Below are 18,579 nucleotides of genomic sequence, written 5' to 3' on the forward strand. Positions count from 1 at the left end.
TGACGAAGAGATAGCGTTGTTCGAACGATCAGCCCGTTGCCGCTTCGCCGCCCACCTTGCCATAGAATATGCGCCACAGCGCCAGATCGTCGCTGAAATCGGCGTAATGATGCTCGACCCCGGCCGCGACGAACAGCAGGTCGCCCGCAGCGAACGGCGTGCGCTCGCTGCCATGGATCAGCACGCCATCACCGCGAATTACCACGTAAAGCTCGTCCTGTTCATGCGGCGTCTGGCGGTTCGGCGGAACGGGAACCGACAGGCGGACGTCCAGCGTCCCGCGTTTGAGCGCAAGCACCGATCGTTCGCCCTCAGGCGTCGGTACTTTTGCCGCATAGTCGGCCAAGCGGATGACACCGCTGCGCATCGCATAGTCCATGGCCCTGCTCCTGCAAGTCGGCGCCATCCTAAACTCTGCCGATCCGGCTTGCCAGCCCGCACCCCGGCTGGCAAAGGCGCCCGGCTATGCCGATGGAAAAAACGTTCGATCCCGCCGCTATCGAAGCGAAATGGGCCCATGAATGGGAAAGCCGCGGGCTGTTTCGCCCCGCGCGTCCCGACGCGACACCCTTCACGATCGTCAATCCGCCGCCGAATGTCACCGGCGCGCTGCACATCGGCCATGCGCTCGACAATACGTTGCAGGACGTCCTCGTCCGCTACGAACGTCTGCGCGGCAAGGATGCCTTGTGGGTCGTCGGCATGGACCATGCCGGCATCGCGACGCAGATGGTCGTCGAGCGCCAGCTCAACGAACGTCAGCAGAAACGCACCGATTTCACGCGCGAGGAATTCGTCGACAAGGTTTGGGAATGGAAGGGCGAAAGCGGCGGTCAGATCACGCGCCAGCTCCGCCGTCTCGGCTGTTCGATGGACTGGAGCCGCGAGCAGTTCACCATGGACCCGCATTTCACCAAGGCAGTGGTCAAGGTGTTCGTCGACCTGCACAAAAAGGGCCTGATCTACCGCGACAAAAGGCTCGTGAACTGGGATCCCGCGCTCAAGACCGCGATCTCTGACCTCGAAGTCGAATCGCACGAAGTACCGGGCCATATGTGGCACTTCAAATATCCGCTCGCGGGCGGCGAGACCTACACCTATGTCGAGCGCGACGCCGACGGCAATGTCGTGCTTCAGGAAGAGCGCGACTATATTTCGATCGCGACGACGCGCCCCGAAACGATGCTGGGCGACGGAGCGGTCGCGGTGCATCCCGATGACGAGCGCTATCGGCCCATCGTCGGCAAATATTGCGAGATCCCCGTCGGCCCGAAGGAACATCGGCGCCTGATCCCGATCATCACCGACGAATATCCCGATCCCCATTTCGGATCGGGCGCGGTCAAGATCACCGGCGCGCATGACGAAAACGACTATGGCGTCGCGCAGCGCAATGGCATTCCGATGTACCGGCTGATGGACGAGGTCGCGGCGATGCGCGTCGATGGTGTGCCCTATGCCGAAGCTGCCGCGCGCGCGGTCGAGATCGCCAAGGGCGCGAGCGCGACCCCGGCCGAAATCGATGCACTCAACCTTGTGCCCGAGGAATATCGCGGTCTCGATCGCTATGAAGCGCGTAAGCGCGTCGTGGCGGACATCGATGCCGAGGGCTTGATGGTCAAGGTCGAGGACAAGCTGATCATGCAGCCGTTCGGCGACCGCGGCGGCGTGGTCATCGAACCGATGCTCACCGACCAATGGTATGTCGACGCCGCCACGCTGGCGCAGCCGCCGATGGCCGCGGTGCGCGACGGGCGCATCAACATCGTGCCCAAGACGTGGGAAAAGACCTTCTTCAACTGGATGGAGAATATCCAGCCCTGGTGCGTCTCGCGCCAGCTCTGGTGGGGCCACCGGATTCCGGCCTGGTATGCCGAAGATGGCCGCATCTTCGTCGCCGAAACCGAAGAGGAAGCACAAGCCGAAGCGGGTGCAGGCGTTGCGCTTACGCGCGACGAGGACGTGCTCGACACCTGGTTCTCTTCCGCGCTATGGCCTTTCGCTACGCTCGGCTGGCCCGAAAACACCGACCTTTTGAAGCGCCACTACCCCAATGACGTGCTCATCTCCGGCTTCGACATCCTCTTCTTCTGGGATGCGCGCATGGCGATGCAGGGCATGGAATTCATGGGCGACGTGCCGTGGAAGACGCTTTACCTGCACGGCCTCGTCCGCGCGCCAGATGGCGCGAAAATGTCGAAGTCGAAGGGCAATGTCGTAGATCCGCTCGGGTTGATCGACCAATATGGCGCGGACGCGCTGCGCTTCTTCATGTCGGCGATGGAAAGCCAGGGGCGCGACATCAAGATGGATGACGCACGCCTCGCGGGCTATCGCAATTTCGCGACCAAGCTCTGGAATGCGGCGCGCTTCTGCGAAGCCAATGGCATTTCGGCGTCGACCAGCTTCGACGCGCCCTCCGCGACCTCGCCGGTCAACCGCTGGATCATCGGCGAAGTCGCCGCGACCGTCGCCGCGATGGAAACGGCGTTCGCTGCCTATCGCTTCGACGAGGCCGCAAATGCGATCTACAGCTTTGCGTGGGATCGCTTCTGCGACTGGTATCTCGAACTGATCAAGGGCGCGATCGACGACGAGACAAAGGCCGTTGCCGGTTGGGTGCTCGACCAGATCCTTGTCATGCTCCACCCCTTCATGCCCTTCATCACCGAAGAGCTGTGGACGGGGCTCGGCGACCGCGCAGATTATCCGCTGATCACGGCAAAATGGCCTGCGCCTGCCGCAGCGCGCGACGCCGATGCCAGCGCCGATATCGACTGGCTGATCAAGCTCGTCAGCGAACTTCGCACCGCCAAAGCCGAACTCGGCCTGCCCCCAGGTGCCCGCCTGACCGCGCATTTCCCGGCGTCGCTCAAGAGCCGCTCAGAAAAGCTGGCCGCACAACTCGACCGCCTTGCGCGTCTTGAGAGCGTAAGTTTCGACCCCGCACCCGGCGGCGCGTCAGCCCAGCTCGTCGTCGAGGGCGAGACGATTACCGTTCCCCTTGAAGGCGTGATCGACATCGCCGCCGAACGCGACCGCCTGACCAAGGCGCTCGCCGCCGCCGCCAAAGAACGCGACGGCCTTGCCGGACGCCTGAACAACCCGTCGTTCGTCGAACGCGCCAAACCGGAAGCGGTCGAGAAGGCCCGCGCCGATCACGCCGCCAAGGAGGCCGAGGCCGATCGCCTGACCGCCGCACTGGCGCGACTGGGGTGATGCGCGGGTTGCAGCTTCTGGCAGTGACAGTGGGGTTGTTTCTGACCGCCCCGCTTGCTGCCGGACAGGTGACCCCGCACACACCGTCGGTCGGTAGCGCCGAACGCACCGCGATCCTGACGGCGCTGCGCACGCATCCCGACATGCGCTTCACCTTTCGCCATCTGCGCGTCTGGAACGATGGCAGCCGCGCGATCGCTTACGCCGAAGGCGACAATGGCATCATCGGCGGCTTCAAGATCATCCTGACCCGCGACGGCGCCGCAGCATGGACCGTCATCTGGGGCGAAGGCGACGGCGGCAGCAACAGCTGCATCGCCGGCGCGCGCCACTATCGCTGGGCACTCGATCTGATCGCATCCCATCACGCGCAGCCCGATGCGCTTTTCCCCGGCATCAGCGCACAGACGCGCGAACTCGAACAGATGGCAAAGGACGATCCCGACTCCGATTGTGTCGGCGATCTCGAAGGCGGCCCTGCGTGACCGAAGAAATCCCCATCACTCCCACCCCTGTCGCAGCCGCCGCGGACCCCGCTGCCAGCCCGGTCCCGCCGCGCCAGACCGCGCGCGGCGGCGGACGGATGGACCTGACCAGCGGGCCGATCACCAAGACGCTGATCCTCTTCGCACTGCCCACGCTCGCCTCCAACATTCTCCAGACGCTGTCGGGATCGGTGAACTCGATCTGGGTCGGACAATTTCTAGGCAATAGCGCGCTCGCGGCGACCGCGAACGCGAACATCATCATGTTCCTGATGTTCGGCGCCTTTTTCGGTTTCGGCATGGCGGCGACGGTGCTGATCGGCCAATCGATGGGCCGCGGCGATATCGATGCCGCGCGCCGTGCAACCGGCGGCGTGATCGGTCTTGCCCTGATCTTTTCGGTCGTCATCGCGATCCTTGGCTGGTTCGCATCCGACCGCATCCTGCGCTGGCTCGAAACCCCGCCCGAGGCCTTTGCGATGGCGCACGACTATCTGCGCGTCACCTTCCTCGCAGTACCCGCGTCGATGCTCTCGGTCACGCTGATGATGGCATCGCGCGGCGCGGGCGATGCCGTGACGCCGCTGCGGTTCATGATCCTCGCGGTGGTGCTCGACATTCTGTTCAACCCCGTGTTGATCCTCGGCCTCGGCCCCTTCCCGCGGCTCGGGATTGCGGGCAGCGCGCTCGCGACCGCCGTCGCGGGGACGATCAGCCTAGCGGGTATGATCGGCTGGTTCTACGCGAAGAACCATGTCCTCCGCCTGCGCGGGCACGAACTCTCCTATCTCATTCCCAAATGGTCGGAGCTTCGCTTCATCATCGGTCGCGGCCTGCCGATGGGCGCGCAGATGCTCGTCATTTCGGGCGCCGGGCTCGTCATGGTCGGTCTCGTCAATCGCGAGGGACTCGTTACCGCCGCCGCCTATGGCGCGACATTGCAACTCTGGAACTATATCCAGATGCCGGCGCTCGCGGTCGGCGCGGCGGTCAGTTCGATGGCGGCGCAAAATATCGGCGCCGGGCGCTGGGACCGCGTATCGTCGGTGACGAACAGCGGCATCGCGATCAACCTGGCGATGACCGGGGTATTGATCATCCTCCTCCTGATCTTCGACCGCACCGCGCTCGCGCTCTTCCTCGGCAGCGAAAGCCCGGCGATCGACGTCGCACGCAATATTCAGCTTATCGCGACCTGGACTTTCCTGCCCTTTGGCACGACCATCGTCCTTATCAGCACGCTGCGCGCCAACGGCTCGGTCGTGCCGCCGCTCGTCATCCTGTTTCTGTCGATGTTCCCGATCCGCCTCGGCATATATTATTTCGGCTACGCGCCCGTCGGCAGCGACATTCTCTGGTGGAGCTTCCCGCTCTCGTCGCTCGCGTCGCTGGCGATGGCATGGGCGATCTATCGGCGCGGAAACTGGCGCCGGACGTTGCCCCAACCAAGCTCCTGAGGCGCGTTCCGCTTTCGACCAAGACGCGCGCAGCTTCGACTGGCGTCCCGGCGCCCGCTAGCCATCGACCGGTATTTGCCGCTAAAGCATCGTCAATGAACATGACAAACCGCAAGGACGCGCTGCGTGACCAGCGCGCGAAAATGCTGGCGACGGACCCCGACTGGCGCGCCTCGGACGCTCGCGTCAACCCGCGCGTCGCGATCGGTTCGATCATTGCGATGTGGGTGATCTATTTCCTGATCACCACTGTCCTCGCGATGCTGACAGGCGCGCCCGAGCAGTGGACGTCGGCAGGGCGGCGCGCCGTCGTGGTGATCGCGGGCATTCTGTGTACCTTCGTCCTTTACCAGCTACTCCAGCGGGCCCAGCCGCAAAGCTTCGGTGCCCGCCTTGCCGCGGCCATGGGGGCGGCCGTTCCGCTCGTCATCATCTATGCGACGATCAATCTGCTCGTCTTCTATTACTGGTTTCCCGTGGCTGACAGCGCCAAGCTGATCGAGGAGATGCAGGGCAAGTACCCGGGCGCATGGGAAATGATGCTGATCCTCGACAGCTCGATCCGCTGGTATTTCTTCTTTGCCGTTTGGGCGGCGCTCTATGTCGCGTTCGGCTATGCCAACGAAATGCGCGCGGTCGAACGGCGCGCAAACCATTTCCGGATCGAGGCGCAAACTGCGCAGCTGCGCGCGCTCCATTATCAGGTCAATCCGCATTTCCTGTTCAACACGCTCAATTCGCTGTCGACGCTCGTTCTCAAAGGATCGAAAAGCGAGGCGGAGACGATGATCATGAATCTGGCTTCCTTCCTGCGATCAAGCCTTGCCGTGGATCCCGAACAACTGGTCAGCCTCGACGAGGAAATCGCGCTCCAGCGGCTCTATCTCGATATCGAGCAGACGCGCTTCCCTGACCGCCTGCAGGTCGAGGTCGCAATGCCGAAGGAACTGGAAAACGCCTGCGTTCCCGTCCTGATCCTGCAACCGATCATCGAAAATGCGATCAAATATGGCGTGGCACCCAGCAAGGGGAAGATCGCGATCCGCCTGCAAGCCAGCGCCGAATATGGCCTGCTGATTGTGCGCGTCGAAAATGACATCGACCCAAAGGCGCCAACCCCCGCTTCAGGTACCGGCCTTGGCCTCGGCAATGTTCGCGAACGCCTGCTTACGCGCTATGGTCCCACCGCCGGATGCGAATGGGGGCCTTCGGATAACGGCGGATTTGTCGTATCGCTCTGGCTGCCATTGGCACGGGAGGCCTGCTGACTCATGATCCAAACGCTCCGGACCCTGATCGTCGATGACGAGCCGCTTGCTATCGAACGGCTGCAAATCCTTACCGGCCAACAGGACGGCATTTCGCTCGTCGGGACCGCCAGTGACGGTGCCTCGGCGCTTCGCATGGTCGACGCACTCGCGCCCGATCTGGTGCTCTGCGATATCGCGATGCCCGATCTCAACGGGCTGGAGGTTGCCGCCGCAATCGAAGGATTGAACAATCCGCCCGCTGTCGTCTTCGTCACCGCCTTTGATCGTTATGCCGTTGCCGCCTTCGATGTCGCGGCGGTCGACTATCTGCTCAAGCCGGTGTCCCCCGATCGCCTGGCGCGCGCGCTGTCGCGCGTGCGCGAATGGCGCGCGACCGAACGGTCACCAGCGCAAAAAAGCAAATGGATCAACGAGTTCTGGGTTCAGAACCGGGGCGAGATGCTGCGCATCGACGCGGGCCAGGTCGACCTGATCGAGGCGGAGCGCGATTATATGCGCCTCCACGTCGGCGGGCGAAGCTGGCTGATCCACCAGACGATCAAATCATTGGAAGCCCGCATGAACCCCGACCAATTCATGCGCATTCATCGATCAAAAATGATCCGCCGAGAAGGAATCATCGGATTGAAGCATCATGGCGATGGCGCATGGAGCGTCGATCTCGGCGAAGGCGGCGTGCATCGCATCGGCCGCACCTATCTCCACGATGTAAAGGCGATCATGCACGCCTGAAAAAAGGGCGGCCATGCCACCGGGGCATGACCGCCTTTCAGGGTCGCAAACTGGCGGGCCCTTCAGGGCGCGGCGACGACAAGAGCGCCGCGATCAGCCAAAAGTGCTTTTTGCCCGCTGAACAGCTCAGCAAGCTGGGTGTCGGCTCCGCGGCTGGCGGCGACTTCGCAACTGCGTACATCGGCGCGCTCGGCCAGCGTTCTGCGGCTGTTCGAACTGCAGACCTGACGGATCGCCATTTTGACGCGACCCGTCAGCCGGTCGCGGCCCTTTTCGCTGGACAGGTTGAGATCATCGTAACGAACGGTGACACTCTGCTGATCCTTGTCCGAAGGCGATGCCGCGGAAGGTGCGATGAGCCCGGCCGCGACCAACGGCGTCGCGAGCAGGATGAAAGAAAATTTCGCCATGGGGGAGTCCTCTCGTCAAAAGGATGCGGAATACCGGTTGGCGGACCGGGGAGACCGTTGCCCGATATCCCGCAAAGGGGTGATACTCCCTAGACGTCACGAGAATCGCGTTTGGATCGATCGGGGCGAACCACCGCTCGATTTGCAGACGAAGGACGTTAATCCGTCGACGAACGGCCGACCGGGGGACAACATCATAACGATGGGTTTGCGCCGGATGTACGATCAGGGTGATATTTCCGGATAACAACGAAACTATATTGCGCTATAAGCAGCCTTATGCAGGTTCGATTGTTCCGCTGGTCGATACTGGTGCTTGCCGGCCTCGCCGGCGGCATGGCGCTGGGCGAGATGGCAGCGGGATCGCGGGCGGGCATCGACAGCCACGAGCCAGCATCTTATTCGCACCTCAGCGCCAATCCGGATGCATTGATGCCTCAGGCTGATGGCGCTGCGCCGTGCCTTGACTGCGCGGACAGCTATGGTGTCGCAGTAAAGCTGCGCGCAAATCGCGATCGCAGGATGAGCGACGAGTTTCGTGAACTAGGAGCTGTGGACGTCGATCCGCCGGCAAGTGCGTATCCGGACGACGGCTATCGCTTTGGCGGACGCTTTCCCGACGCACCGCATGAGGTGGTCGTGGACCAGCATCCCGCTCCGGGCACCCTGGCTCCTCCCCCCTCGCCCGCCGACAGCTTGGTCCAGACGGCGGCGAAGGATTGAGGCGTCAGCGCGGCGGCGTTGCCGGCGCGGCGCAACGGGTGGTGTCGCCGGCCTTGCACGCCGCGACGTCGGCTTCCCACTTCATCCGTTCTTCGGCCGACATGGCGGCGACACGCGCCTTCTCGGCCTCATAGACCGCCGTTTCCTCGCTGAAGACCTGCTGGTCGTGCGCGACCTGCTGCTGCGCCGCCGACACTTCCTGTTGATAGGTCGTATTGTCCGACTTGGCACGCGACGCCTGTTCGGCATTGAGCCGGGCAGTGTTCGCGCGTTCTTCCGGGGTGGTGCCATCCTTGGCGGGTTTTTCCGGTGCCGCCGCGTCGGGCGTCGCCTGGAAAGCTGCGGCCTGACCGGAGGCGAGCAACGCGAACGCGGCGGTGGCCGCCCAAATCTTCATGGTCATTGACGCATCTCCTTCAATCGATAGGTCTGCCGCTCAAACGCTTTGGCCTGTGGCGCGTTCCCGCTGGCGAATTGACCTCGTCACGGGCAATCGCCATGCTGGACATTCCCTTCATGTCCGATCGGCCGATCATTTGCCAGCGTCACCGAAGCATCCCCTCAATCGCCCGGTATTTTTCACGCCGCTCGCGGTGCTTCTCGCCGCCGTCATCCTCAGCCTGTGGCAAGGTGCAGCCGTGGTTTCGGCCGAAACGGCGATCAACGATTGGATATTGCTGAATTTTTCGCCGCTTTTCGCCTGGGCGGGGATCTGCTTTCTGGCGCTCCTCGCCGGCATCGCGCTGTCCCCGCTGGGCGGACGGGTCATCGGCGGGCCGGGCGCGAAACCCATATTGACGCGCTGGCGCTGGTTCGCCGTCACGCTTTGCACGACGATCGCTACCGGCATCCTCTTCTGGGGCGCGGCCGAGCCGCTGTTCCATCTCAACGATCCGCCTGCGATGCTCGGGCTACAGCCCGGCAGCGACGCCGCCGCGACCTTCGCCATGTCGACGATGTTCCTCCATTGGACGCTGACGCCCTACGCAATCTACACGGTCGCTGGGCTTGCCTTCGCGCTCGTCTATTACAACCGCCGCGAGCCGTTCAGCCTGTCATCGCTTTTCGTTCCCCTGCTCGGCCAACGCGCCCACGGCCCGGTCGGAACGGGGATCGACATCATCTGCCTCTATGCGCTGGTCGCCGGGATGGCGGCATCACTGGGCGCCGGACTGCTCGCGATTGCGGGCGGGATCGAGGGGATCGGCGGCTTTGACGGCGGAACGGCCCTCCGCTGGGGTATCGCAGCGGCGATCGTCGGCAGCTTCCTGCTCTCCGCCGCGACCGGACTGCAAAAGGGCATCGCCGGCCTTTCGGTGCTAAATACTTGGATTTTCTTCCTAATTATTGCCTTCGTCCTGCTCGCAGGTCCCACGGCCGATATGTTCGACCTCTCGCTACGCGGCACTTTCGACTACTTCCAGACCTTCGTCCCGCGTAACCTCGGCCTCGATGTCGATACCGGCTGGCACCGGCAATGGACGATCTTCAACTGGGCGAACTGGTTTGCTTGGGCGCCAGTGACCGCACTGTTCCTCGGCCGCCTTGCGGTCGGATACAGCGTGCGCGCCTTCATCCTCTATAATCTGATCCTGCCGTCGCTGTTCGGCGCAGTGTGGATGACCGCCATCGCCGGAGCGACGATCGCGTTCGACCAACAAAGCGGCGCCAGCCTATACGCCATCCTGACCGCGCAAGGCCCCGACCCGGTGCTGTTCCGGCTGTTCAGCGCGCTCGGCGGCGGTCCGGTGGTTGCCGGGATCGTGCTGTTCGCGATCTTTCTGTCCTATGTCGCCGGCGCCGACGCCAATGTGTCGGCGATGAGCGCGCTGTCGACACGCGGCATTACGCCCGACGCGCCCGAAGCGCCGCTTTGGGTTCAGGCAGTGTGGGGCATCACGGTCGGGCTCGTCGCAATCGTGCTGGTTGCCGGCGGAGGCATCGACGGCATCCGCATGATGTCGGTTCTCGGCGGCTTTCCCGCGCTGTTCGTCATTATCGGTGCCGCGATGTCGCTGGCGGTGATGGCGGTACGGGGACGGCGCGAAGCCGCCCCCGCCCAGTCCTGAGAAAGGGGTCTCAGGACTACCAGATCCGTGTGCGTTCCTCGGGCTTCAGATAATATTTGGCGCCCGCGGCGACGCTGAATGCCTTGTACCACGCATCGACGTTGCGCAACGGCCCGATAATGCGCCAGCGTGCGGGGCTGTGCGGATCGCTCGCGACCTGTTGCTTGATCGCATCCTCCCGCTGCTTCGTCCGCCATGCCTGCGCAAAGGCTAGGAAAAAGCGCTGGTCGCCGGTCAGGCCGTCAATCACGGGCGCGGGCTTGCCCCCGAGCGAACGACGATAGGCGTCATAGGAGACCTCCAGCCCCGCCAGGTCGGCGATATTCTCGCCCATCGTCAGGTCCGGATTGATGAACGAGCCCGGGGCGGCTTCATAGGTCGCATATTGCGCGCCGAACGCCTTGGCCTGCGCATCAAATCGCGCTGCGTCCTCCGGCGTCCACCAATCGCGCACCGCGCCCTCGGCGTCGATCTTGCGCCCCTGATCGTCAAAGCCGTGGGTGATCTCATGACCGATCACTGCGCCGATCGCGCCATAATTGACCGCATCGTCGACGCTTTCGCTGAAATAGGGCGCCTGCAGGATGCCGGCCGGGAACACGATCTTATTCTCGAGGCCGCCGTTATAGGCGTTCACTTCCTGGGGGTTCATCGACCATTTCTTGCGGTCCACGGGTTTGTTCAGGTCCGACAGTGCATAGGCATATTCGAATGCCGCGCTGCGCTTCACATTGCCGTAAAGATCGGCGGGATCGATCTTCAGCTCTGAATAGTCGCGCCATTTGTCGGGATAACCGACCATCACGTCCATCTTCGCGAGCTTCGCCAGCGCCGCTTCCTTCGTCGCAGGTGCCATCCAGCTATTGTTCCGGATGCGGTCGCCCATCGCGAGCTTCAGGTTGGTGACCAGCACCTCCATCTTCGCCTTGGCGCTCGCGGGGAAATATTGCTTGGAATAGGTTTCGCCGACCAGTTCTCCAAGGCTGCCGTCGACAAGCGTCAGGCCGCGCTTCCAGCGCGGACGCAGTTCGCCGACCCCGCTCAGTGCCTTGGTATATTCAAACCGGCTGTCGACGAAGGCCTTCGACAGATAAGGCGCGGCATTGTCGGCGACGTGGAATTGCTGCCACAGCTTGATCGTGTCGAGCGGCGTCTTGGCATAGAGCGCGGCAATGTCCCGGATCGCGGTGTTTTCGTTGACGATGATGCGCTTTTGCGGCGCGATGCCGGATCCTTCGAACCAGGCCTTCCAGTCGAGCCCTGGCGCATATGCGGCAAGCTCGTCCGACGACATGGGGTTGTTGATCTTGCCGATGTCGCGGCGATCGGCGATTGCCCAGCTCACCTTGGCAATCTCGGTCTCGAACGCCATGATGTTGTCGGCGGCCTTTTCGGCGTCAGCATTGCCCGCCATCTTCATCGTCCGCGCGATATAGGCGCGGTACGCATCACGCTGCGCCTTGAAGCTATCGTTCAGATAATAGTCCCGCTCGGGAAGTCCCAGGCCACCCTGCCCCAGCCAGAGCACGTTGACGGTAGGATCAGCGGTGTCGGCATAGGGACCGCCGCCGACGATCGTCGCGCCGAATGTCCCCTGAGTGCCGCCCATGAAGCGCGCCATTTCGCTCTTGTCCTTGATCGCGGCAACTGCAGCGATATCGGCCAACAATGGCTTGGCGCCGAGCGCATCAACTCGCGCCTCGTCGAGGAAGCTCTGGTACAGCCCGCCGACCTGGCTTGTCGCGGGCGCGCCCGACACGACGGCGCGCAGTTGGCGCTGGGTCAGGTTGTACACGTCATAATCGACACCGGCGGAAGCCTGGTCGGACGGGATTTCGGTACGCGCGAACCAGCCGCCGTTGGCGTAGCGATCAAAATCGTCGCCGGGCTTCACCGACGGATCGCGCGCGTCCAGGTCGACGCCCCATTTGCCAAAGGTCAGCGCCTTGAGCGAGCCTTCGCCGGCGCCTGCCCCTTCGTCGGCCATAGCGACCAGCGATACGGGACGCTTCGCATCATGCGCGACCGTTGGGGTTGCCAGGCCGGCCGCAATCGCCAGCGTGGCGCCCCCCAATAACATCTTCTTCATTCTACGTCTCCTTGCTCCCCATCTCTGAACGTCAGAGACGCCCGCAGAGCAAATGGGTCAAGCGAGTGCATGACGTTTGGTCGAACTCTTTGGCATGTTGGTGGAAAGAGTACTGGCCGCGTCCCGCATTGCAGCGCGGCGCGGCGCACCCTATTTATGGATCAACCGTGCAAAACCGCACTTGCGCCCCTAGAACAAATCTGGAACATACCTCTCCCATGAGTCTCACCCACATTAAAGTGCGCGGCGCGCGCGAGCATAATCTCAAGGGCGTCGACGTCGACCTGCCGCGCGATGCGCTGGTCGTCATCACCGGCCTGTCGGGCAGCGGAAAATCGTCGCTCGCGTTCGACACCATCTATGCCGAGGGTCAACGGCGCTACGTCGAGAGCCTGTCGGCTTACGCCCGCCAGTTTCTTGAAATGATGCAAAAGCCCGACGTCGAACATATCGACGGCTTGTCGCCGGCCATCAGCATCGAGCAGAAGACGACGAGCCGGAACCCGCGTTCGACCGTCGCGACGGTCACCGAGATATACGACTATATGCGCCTCTTGTGGGCGCGCGTCGGCATTCCCTATTCGCCCGCGACGGGCGAGCCGATTTCGGCACAAACGGTCAGCCAGATGGTCGATCGCGTGATGGAATTGCCCGAGGGGACGCGCGCCTATTTGCTCGCGCCCGTCGTGCGCGGCCGCAAGGGCGAGTATAAGAAGGAACTCGCGCAGTGGCAGAAGGACGGCTTCACGCGCGTTCGGATCGATGGCGAGTTTTACGAGATCGGCGAGGCGCCGGCGCTCGACAAGAAGTACAAGCATGACATTGAAGTCGTCGTCGACCGGGTCGCCGTGCGCGAGGGTCTTGGCACGCGGCTCGCCGACAGCTTCGAGACTGCACTGAAGCTCGCGGAAGGGCTCGCCTATGTCGACCTTGCCGACGGCCCGGTCCCGGGGCGCGAGGAAGAGGATACCGGCGGCGCTATGAAGGGCGCAGGCATCCCGGCGAACCGGCTGATCTTCTCCGAGAAATTTGCCTGCCCAGTCTCGGGCTTTACGATCGCAGAGATCGAGCCACGGCTGTTCAGCTTCAACGCGCCGCAAGGCGCCTGCCCCGCATGCGACGGCCTTGGCGAGCGTCAGGAATTCGATCCCGACCTCGTCGTCCCGAACCATGCGCTGTCGCTGAAAAAGGGCGCAATCGTACCGTGGGCGAAATCGAACCCGCCCTCGCCCTATTATATGCAGGTGCTCGAAAGCCTGGGCAAAGCTTATGGTTTCGACCTCACGACGCCGTGGCAGGATCTGCCGGGCGAAGTGCAGCTCATCATCCTCTATGGCAGCGGGGGCAAACCCGTCGAGCTGACCTTTAAGGACGGCAAGCGCACTTATACGACGCACAAGGCGTTCGAGGGCGTTATCGGAAACCTGAACCGCCGCCTGCTCCAGACCGAAAGCGCGTGGATGCGCGAGGAGCTGAGCAAATATCAGGCGCCGCATCCGTGCGAGACATGCAATGGCGCGCGCCTCCGCCCCGAACCGCTCGCCGTGAAGATCGCGGGCGAGAATATCAGTATGTCGGCGCAACGCTCGGTCGCCGACGCGCTCGGCTGGTTCAGCACGCTCGACGAAAAGCTGAACGACACGCAGCGGCAGATCGCCAAGGCGATCCTTAAAGAGATCAACGAGCGGCTTGGTTTCCTCAACAATGTCGGGCTCGACTATCTCAATCTCAACCGCACATCGGGCACGCTGTCAGGCGGCGAAAGTCAGCGCATCCGCCTCGCCTCACAAATCGGCAGCGGACTGTCGGGCGTGCTCTACGTGCTCGACGAACCAAGCATCGGCCTCCATCAGCGCGACAACGACCGGCTGCTCGCGACGCTGAAGCGCCTCCGCGACCTCGGCAACACCGTCATCGTGGTCGAGCATGATGAGGACGCGATCCGCCATGCCGATTATGTCGTCGACATGGGCCCAGGCGCGGGACTTCACGGCGGCGAAATTGTCGCCGAGGGGACGCTCGAAGAGGTGCTCGCGAACACGAAGAGCCTGACCGCGGCTTACCTCACGGGCGCGAAGAAAATCGAAGTGCCGAAGCATCGCCGCAAGGGCAACGGCTTCGACCTCGTGCTCAAGGGGGCGCGCGCGAACAATCTTCAGAATGTCACCGCCAAGATCCCGCTCGGCACCTTCACCTGCGTCACCGGCCTGTCGGGCAGCGGCAAGTCGAGCCTGATCATCGACACGCTTTACGCCAGCGCGGCGCGCGTCCTCAACGGTGCGCGCATGGTCGCGGGGCCGCATGACAGCCTGAAGGGGCTGGAACATTGCGACAAGGTGATCGACATCGACCAGTCGCCGATCGGCCGCACTCCCCGCTCGAACCCCGCGACATACACGGGCGCCTTCACGATCATCCGCGACTGGTTCGCGGGACTGCCCGAAAGCCAGGCGCGCGGTTACAAGCCCGGGCGCTTCAGCTTCAACGTCAAGGGCGGGCGCTGCGAGACCTGCACCGGCGACGGGCTGATCAAGATCGAGATGCACTTCCTGCCCGATGTTTATGTGACGTGCGAGACGTGCCACGGCAAACGCTACAACCGCGAAACGCTGGAAGTGAAGTTCAAGGGTCACAGCATCGCCGACGTGCTAGACATGACGGTCGAAGATGCCGCCGAATTCTTCAAGGCGGTGCCCTCGATCCGCGAAAAGATGGCGATGCTCGTCCGCGTGGGCCTCGGCTATATCAAGGTCGGGCAACAGGCGACGACGCTGTCGGGCGGCGAAGCGCAGCGGGTGAAGCTGGCGAAGGAATTGTCGCGCCGCTCAACCGGACAGACGCTCTACATCCTCGACGAACCGACCACGGGCCTGCATTTCGAGGATGTCCGCAAGCTGCTCGAGGTGCTGCAGGCGCTCGTCGATCAGGGCAATAGCGTCGTGGTGATCGAGCATAATCTCGATGTCATCAAGACTGCCGACTATATCCTCGACCTCGGCCCCGAAGGCGGGGTCAAGGGTGGCGAAATCGTCGCTGCTGGAACGCCCGAGCAGGTGGTGAAGGAAAAGCGCAGCTTTACCGGGCAGTATCTGGCGCCGCTGCTGGAGAAATAGGTGGGGAAGAGCTAAAAGCGCGCATGGTTTGCAGCGGGAGTTTCATGCGATGCCCCTCGATCTTGTACGCTATGCCCTTCCCTGCATCGCCGCGCTGTTGGCGACTCCCGCAACCGCTGCAGTTCCGCCCTCGCCCGAAAGGGCGCTCGAAGCTTATGTAGATGGATTGCGAACCGGTCGGGTCGAGCGATTGCAGGAGCTGTTCCTGCCCGACGGGCAATTCTGCACGCTGGCCGAAGGCAACGCATCGCCGGTCGATTGCAAGCGCTTCGCCGAGGTACTCGCGAGCTGGGCGGCGCGGCCCGATCCGTCCGCAACCGGGCGCGTTCTCGGTCGCTACGATGCGACGCCCTCGATGAGCGCGATCACCTATGAACTGCATTTCGGCGGTGACCGTTACCTTGACCAGCTCCTGCTCTATCGCACCGAAGCCGGGTGGCGCGTCGTCGCCAAGACCACTGCGGTCCGGTGACTCAGCCAGATCCGGCAGGCGCATATGATGCGTCGGTCTTGGCCAGAGCGAGTAGAGCCTTGGAATAGAAACCCCAGGTGATCACGGCGTTGCGCGGGTCAACGTGGGATTTCGCGAGGCGCGGGAGAGATGATGATAGAGAAGAATCGTTGCGCACGACGGAAGGAATGATAACGTTCCCATAGTTGAGATATGGGGTGAGGCCATGAAACTCCGTGCATTCGCATTGACCCTTGCAGCGTTGCTGTCGCCCACCGTTGCGCGTGCCGAGGGCTTTCTGAAGGTCGATGGCACAGAGATCGTCGACGGATCGGGCAAGCCCGTGATCCTGCGCGGCATGGGCCTCGGCGGCTGGATGCTGCAGGAAGGCTATATGTTGAAGCTCGGCGAGGTCGGGCAGCAGCACAAGATCCGCGCCAAGCTGGTCGAACTGGTTGGTGAGGCGCGCACTGCGGCCTTCTATCGGGCCTGGCTCGACAATCACACGACCGAGGCCGACATCGCCGCGATGGCGAAATGGGGATATAATTCGGTGCGCCTGCCGATCCATTTCGACCAGCTGACCCTCCCCGCCGACAAGGAACCGAAGGCCGGTCGGGACACGTGGCATGAAGAAGGTTTCCAGCGCATCGACCGCCTGCTCGCATGGAGCAAGGCGAACCGCATCTATCTGATCCTCGACCTTCACGCCGCGCCCGGCGGTCAGGGCAATGATCTTGCGATCTCCGACCGCGATCCGGAGAAGCCGTCGCTTTGGCAAAGCGCGGAGAACCAGCGCAAGACGATAGCGCTCTGGACCAAGCTTGCGGCGCGCTACAAGGACGAGCCCTGGATCGGCGCCTACGACCTCATCAACGAGCCCAACTGGAGCTTCGCGACCCCCGGCAAGGGCAATGGCTGCGATGATACCGAAAACAAGGCGGTCTGGGACTTGCAGAAGCGCATCACTGCGGCGATCCGCACCGTCGACAAGCGGCATATCGTGATCATCGAGGGCAATTGCTGGGGCAATAATTACAAGGGGCTGCCAGTCGCGTGGGATACGAACCTGGTTCTGAGCTTCCACAAATATTGGAACCGCAATGACGAGGCGAGCATCGCCGAAATCACGGCGCTGCGCACCAGCTATGACCGTCCGATCTGGCTCGGCGAGTCGGGCGAGAACAGCAACGGCTGGTATCGCGACGCGATTGCGCTGGTCGAGGGCGGCGGGATCGGTTGGAATTTCTGGCCGCTCAAGAAAATCGGCTTCAACCAACCGCTAGAGATCGTCGCCGGCGACGGCTGGATGAAGATTGTGGCTTGGATGACGGGCAAGGGTGCAAAGCCCGCGCCCGACGAGGCATATGCCGCGATGATGCAGCTCGCCGAAAACACGCGCTTCGATCGGAACATCCCGAAACCCGACGTCATCGACGCAATGTTTCGCCAGCCGCGTGACGCGAGCTACCGCCCCTTCGTCGCCCGCACGTTGGATAGCAAACCGCTGACCATTGCCGCCGCCGACTATGATCTCGGCCCCCCAGGGGTCGCCTATCACGACATCGTCGACGCCAATTATCATGTCGCGACCGGCGGCGAGCGGACACCGTGGAATAATGGCACGACCTATCGCAATGATGGCGTCGACATAGCGCGCGAGGCGAACGGAACGCCCTATGTCAGCGATTTCGTCACCGGCGAGTTTATGCGTTACAGCGCCAATGTCGCAAAGGCTGGCCGCTGGACCGTCACCGCGCGCATTCGCTCGGCGAAGGGCGGGCGCATCGGCATCGACGAGAGCGGCGTCGCCGTCCCCGCGGGAACCGTGTGGCAGATCGTGAAGCTTGCCGACGTCGACCTGCCCGCTGGCCCAGGCGCAGCGACGCTCCGCGCGATCGATTGCAGCGACTGCGAGGTCGCCGAGCTGATCTTCACGCCGCGCTGACCGGCGGAACCCGATCCCCTCTCCGCGCGTCCTGTCTGCACAAGCGGACGGGGCCCGTTTTGGAGGATGCGATCCATGTCCATGCTTGCCGTTTTTATCGGACGACTCTTCATCGCTCTGATTTTCATCGTGTCGGGGATCAACAAGCTGATCCATGTGTCGGATACCAGCGCGATGATTTCCGCCGCCGGCCTGCCTGGCGGGCTCGCTGTCCCGACGGGCCTGTTCGAACTCGTCGCGGGCATTTGCATCGCGCTTGGAATTGCAGTTCGGCTCTGGTCGACCCTGCTCGCCGGCTTTGTGCTGGCCACGATCATCTTTTTCCACCGCGAATTCACCGATCCTGTGCAGGCGATGGCCGCGATGAAGAATCTGGCGATCGCCGGCGGTTTGCTTTGCCTCTTCGGCTATGGCCACACGCGCTGGAGCTATGATGCGCTGCGGGCGAAGCGGCGCGCGGAAGTTGCCGAAAGTGCCGCGCAGCGTCATGCGGCCGAGGCGGAACTTCGAGCGGCGCGCGCCGAAGGGCGCGCCGAAGCGGTGGGAGCGCCGGTAGTCGTCGAAAAGCGGCCCTTCTGGCGCCGCTAGACGTTCGCACTTGGCATCGTGCCC

15 protein-coding genes are annotated in these 18,579 nt (G+C 63.1%); 11 read left to right on the plus strand and 4 right to left on the minus strand.

What is annotated here, in order from left to right:
* Window positions 1–28: 28 nt before the first annotated feature.
* Window positions 29–379 (minus strand): cupin domain-containing protein, encoded by a 351-nt coding sequence (locus KEC45_RS11765; protein ID WP_202966786.1) that lies wholly within the window; start codon window positions 377–379, stop codon window positions 29–31.
* A gap of 86 nt (window positions 380–465) precedes the next feature.
* On the opposite strand from KEC45_RS11765, the gene KEC45_RS11770 reads away from it, so the two are divergent.
* From KEC45_RS11770 to KEC45_RS11790, 5 genes are all read left to right on the plus strand, one after another.
* A complete protein-coding gene (locus KEC45_RS11770) occupies window positions 466–3,219 on the plus strand; it encodes a valine--tRNA ligase (protein WP_062179154.1) in 2,754 nt (917 codons plus the stop codon).
* Window positions 3,216–3,704, plus strand: a complete 489-nt coding sequence (locus KEC45_RS11775; RefSeq protein WP_152682314.1) for a hypothetical protein — start codon at window positions 3,216–3,218, stop codon at window positions 3,702–3,704. The genes KEC45_RS11770 and KEC45_RS11775 overlap by 4 nt, the downstream gene beginning before the upstream one ends.
* Window positions 3,701–5,161, plus strand: coding sequence for an MATE family efflux transporter (locus KEC45_RS11780; protein WP_238586595.1), 1,461 nt, complete (start codon window positions 3,701–3,703; stop codon window positions 5,159–5,161). Before KEC45_RS11775 ends, KEC45_RS11780 begins: the two co-directional genes overlap by 4 nt.
* Before the next feature lie 95 nt (window positions 5,162–5,256).
* Complete coding sequence (locus KEC45_RS11785) at window positions 5,257–6,429, plus strand: sensor histidine kinase (protein ID WP_062179148.1); 1,173 nt, start codon at window positions 5,257–5,259, stop codon at window positions 6,427–6,429.
* Between the two features lie 3 nt (window positions 6,430–6,432).
* On the plus strand, window positions 6,433–7,164 hold the full coding sequence (locus KEC45_RS11790; protein ID WP_062179146.1) for a LytTR family DNA-binding domain-containing protein: 732 nt from the start codon (window positions 6,433–6,435) through the stop codon (window positions 7,162–7,164).
* Window positions 7,165–7,226: 62 nt separating this feature from the next.
* On the opposite strand, the gene KEC45_RS11795 is transcribed toward KEC45_RS11790, so the two are convergent.
* Window positions 7,227–7,574: a UrcA family protein gene (locus KEC45_RS11795; RefSeq protein WP_062179143.1), complete on the minus strand. Its 348-nt coding sequence runs from the start codon at window positions 7,572–7,574 to the stop codon at window positions 7,227–7,229.
* A gap of 279 nt (window positions 7,575–7,853) precedes the next feature.
* Here KEC45_RS11795 and KEC45_RS11800 point away from each other — a divergent pair, with 279 nt between their 5' ends.
* Window positions 7,854–8,297: a hypothetical protein gene (locus KEC45_RS11800; protein WP_062179140.1), complete on the plus strand. Its 444-nt coding sequence runs from the start codon at window positions 7,854–7,856 to the stop codon at window positions 8,295–8,297.
* Window positions 8,298–8,301: 4 nt separating this feature from the next.
* Here the strand turns inward: KEC45_RS11800 and KEC45_RS11805 are convergent, their stop codons facing one another.
* Window positions 8,302–8,700: a hypothetical protein gene (locus KEC45_RS11805; RefSeq protein WP_062179137.1), complete on the minus strand. Its 399-nt coding sequence runs from the start codon at window positions 8,698–8,700 to the stop codon at window positions 8,302–8,304.
* 190 nt (window positions 8,701–8,890) lie between these two features.
* On the opposite strand from KEC45_RS11805, the gene KEC45_RS11810 reads away from it, so the two are divergent.
* Complete coding sequence (locus tag KEC45_RS11810) at window positions 8,891–10,366, plus strand: BCCT family transporter (protein WP_252171074.1); 1,476 nt, start codon at window positions 8,891–8,893, stop codon at window positions 10,364–10,366.
* A gap of 16 nt (window positions 10,367–10,382) precedes the next feature.
* Here the strand turns inward: KEC45_RS11810 and KEC45_RS11815 are convergent, their stop codons facing one another.
* Window positions 10,383–12,455, minus strand: a complete 2,073-nt coding sequence (locus KEC45_RS11815; protein ID WP_062179131.1) for a M13 family metallopeptidase — start codon at window positions 12,453–12,455, stop codon at window positions 10,383–10,385.
* Window positions 12,456–12,673: 218 nt separating this feature from the next.
* On the opposite strand from KEC45_RS11815, the gene uvrA reads away from it, so the two are divergent.
* From uvrA to KEC45_RS11835, 4 genes are all read left to right on the plus strand, one after another.
* Window positions 12,674–15,568: an excinuclease ABC subunit UvrA gene (gene uvrA, locus KEC45_RS11820; RefSeq protein ID WP_062179128.1), complete on the plus strand. Its 2,895-nt coding sequence runs from the start codon at window positions 12,674–12,676 to the stop codon at window positions 15,566–15,568.
* Between the two features lie 49 nt (window positions 15,569–15,617).
* On the plus strand, window positions 15,618–16,040 hold the full coding sequence (locus KEC45_RS11825; protein ID WP_152682313.1) for a nuclear transport factor 2 family protein: 423 nt from the start codon (window positions 15,618–15,620) through the stop codon (window positions 16,038–16,040).
* Window positions 16,041–16,245: 205 nt separating this feature from the next.
* Window positions 16,246–17,967 (plus strand): cellulase family glycosylhydrolase, encoded by a 1,722-nt coding sequence (locus KEC45_RS11830; RefSeq protein WP_062179123.1) that lies wholly within the window; start codon window positions 16,246–16,248, stop codon window positions 17,965–17,967.
* Between the two features lie 75 nt (window positions 17,968–18,042).
* On the plus strand, window positions 18,043–18,555 hold the full coding sequence (locus tag KEC45_RS11835; RefSeq protein ID WP_083435709.1) for a DoxX family protein: 513 nt from the start codon (window positions 18,043–18,045) through the stop codon (window positions 18,553–18,555).
* The last annotated feature ends 24 nt before the right edge of the window (window positions 18,556–18,579 follow it).

Origin of the sequence: Sphingopyxis sp. USTB-05, from assembly GCF_023822045.1 — a bacterium.
Lineage (GTDB): Bacteria > Pseudomonadota > Alphaproteobacteria > Sphingomonadales > Sphingomonadaceae > Sphingopyxis.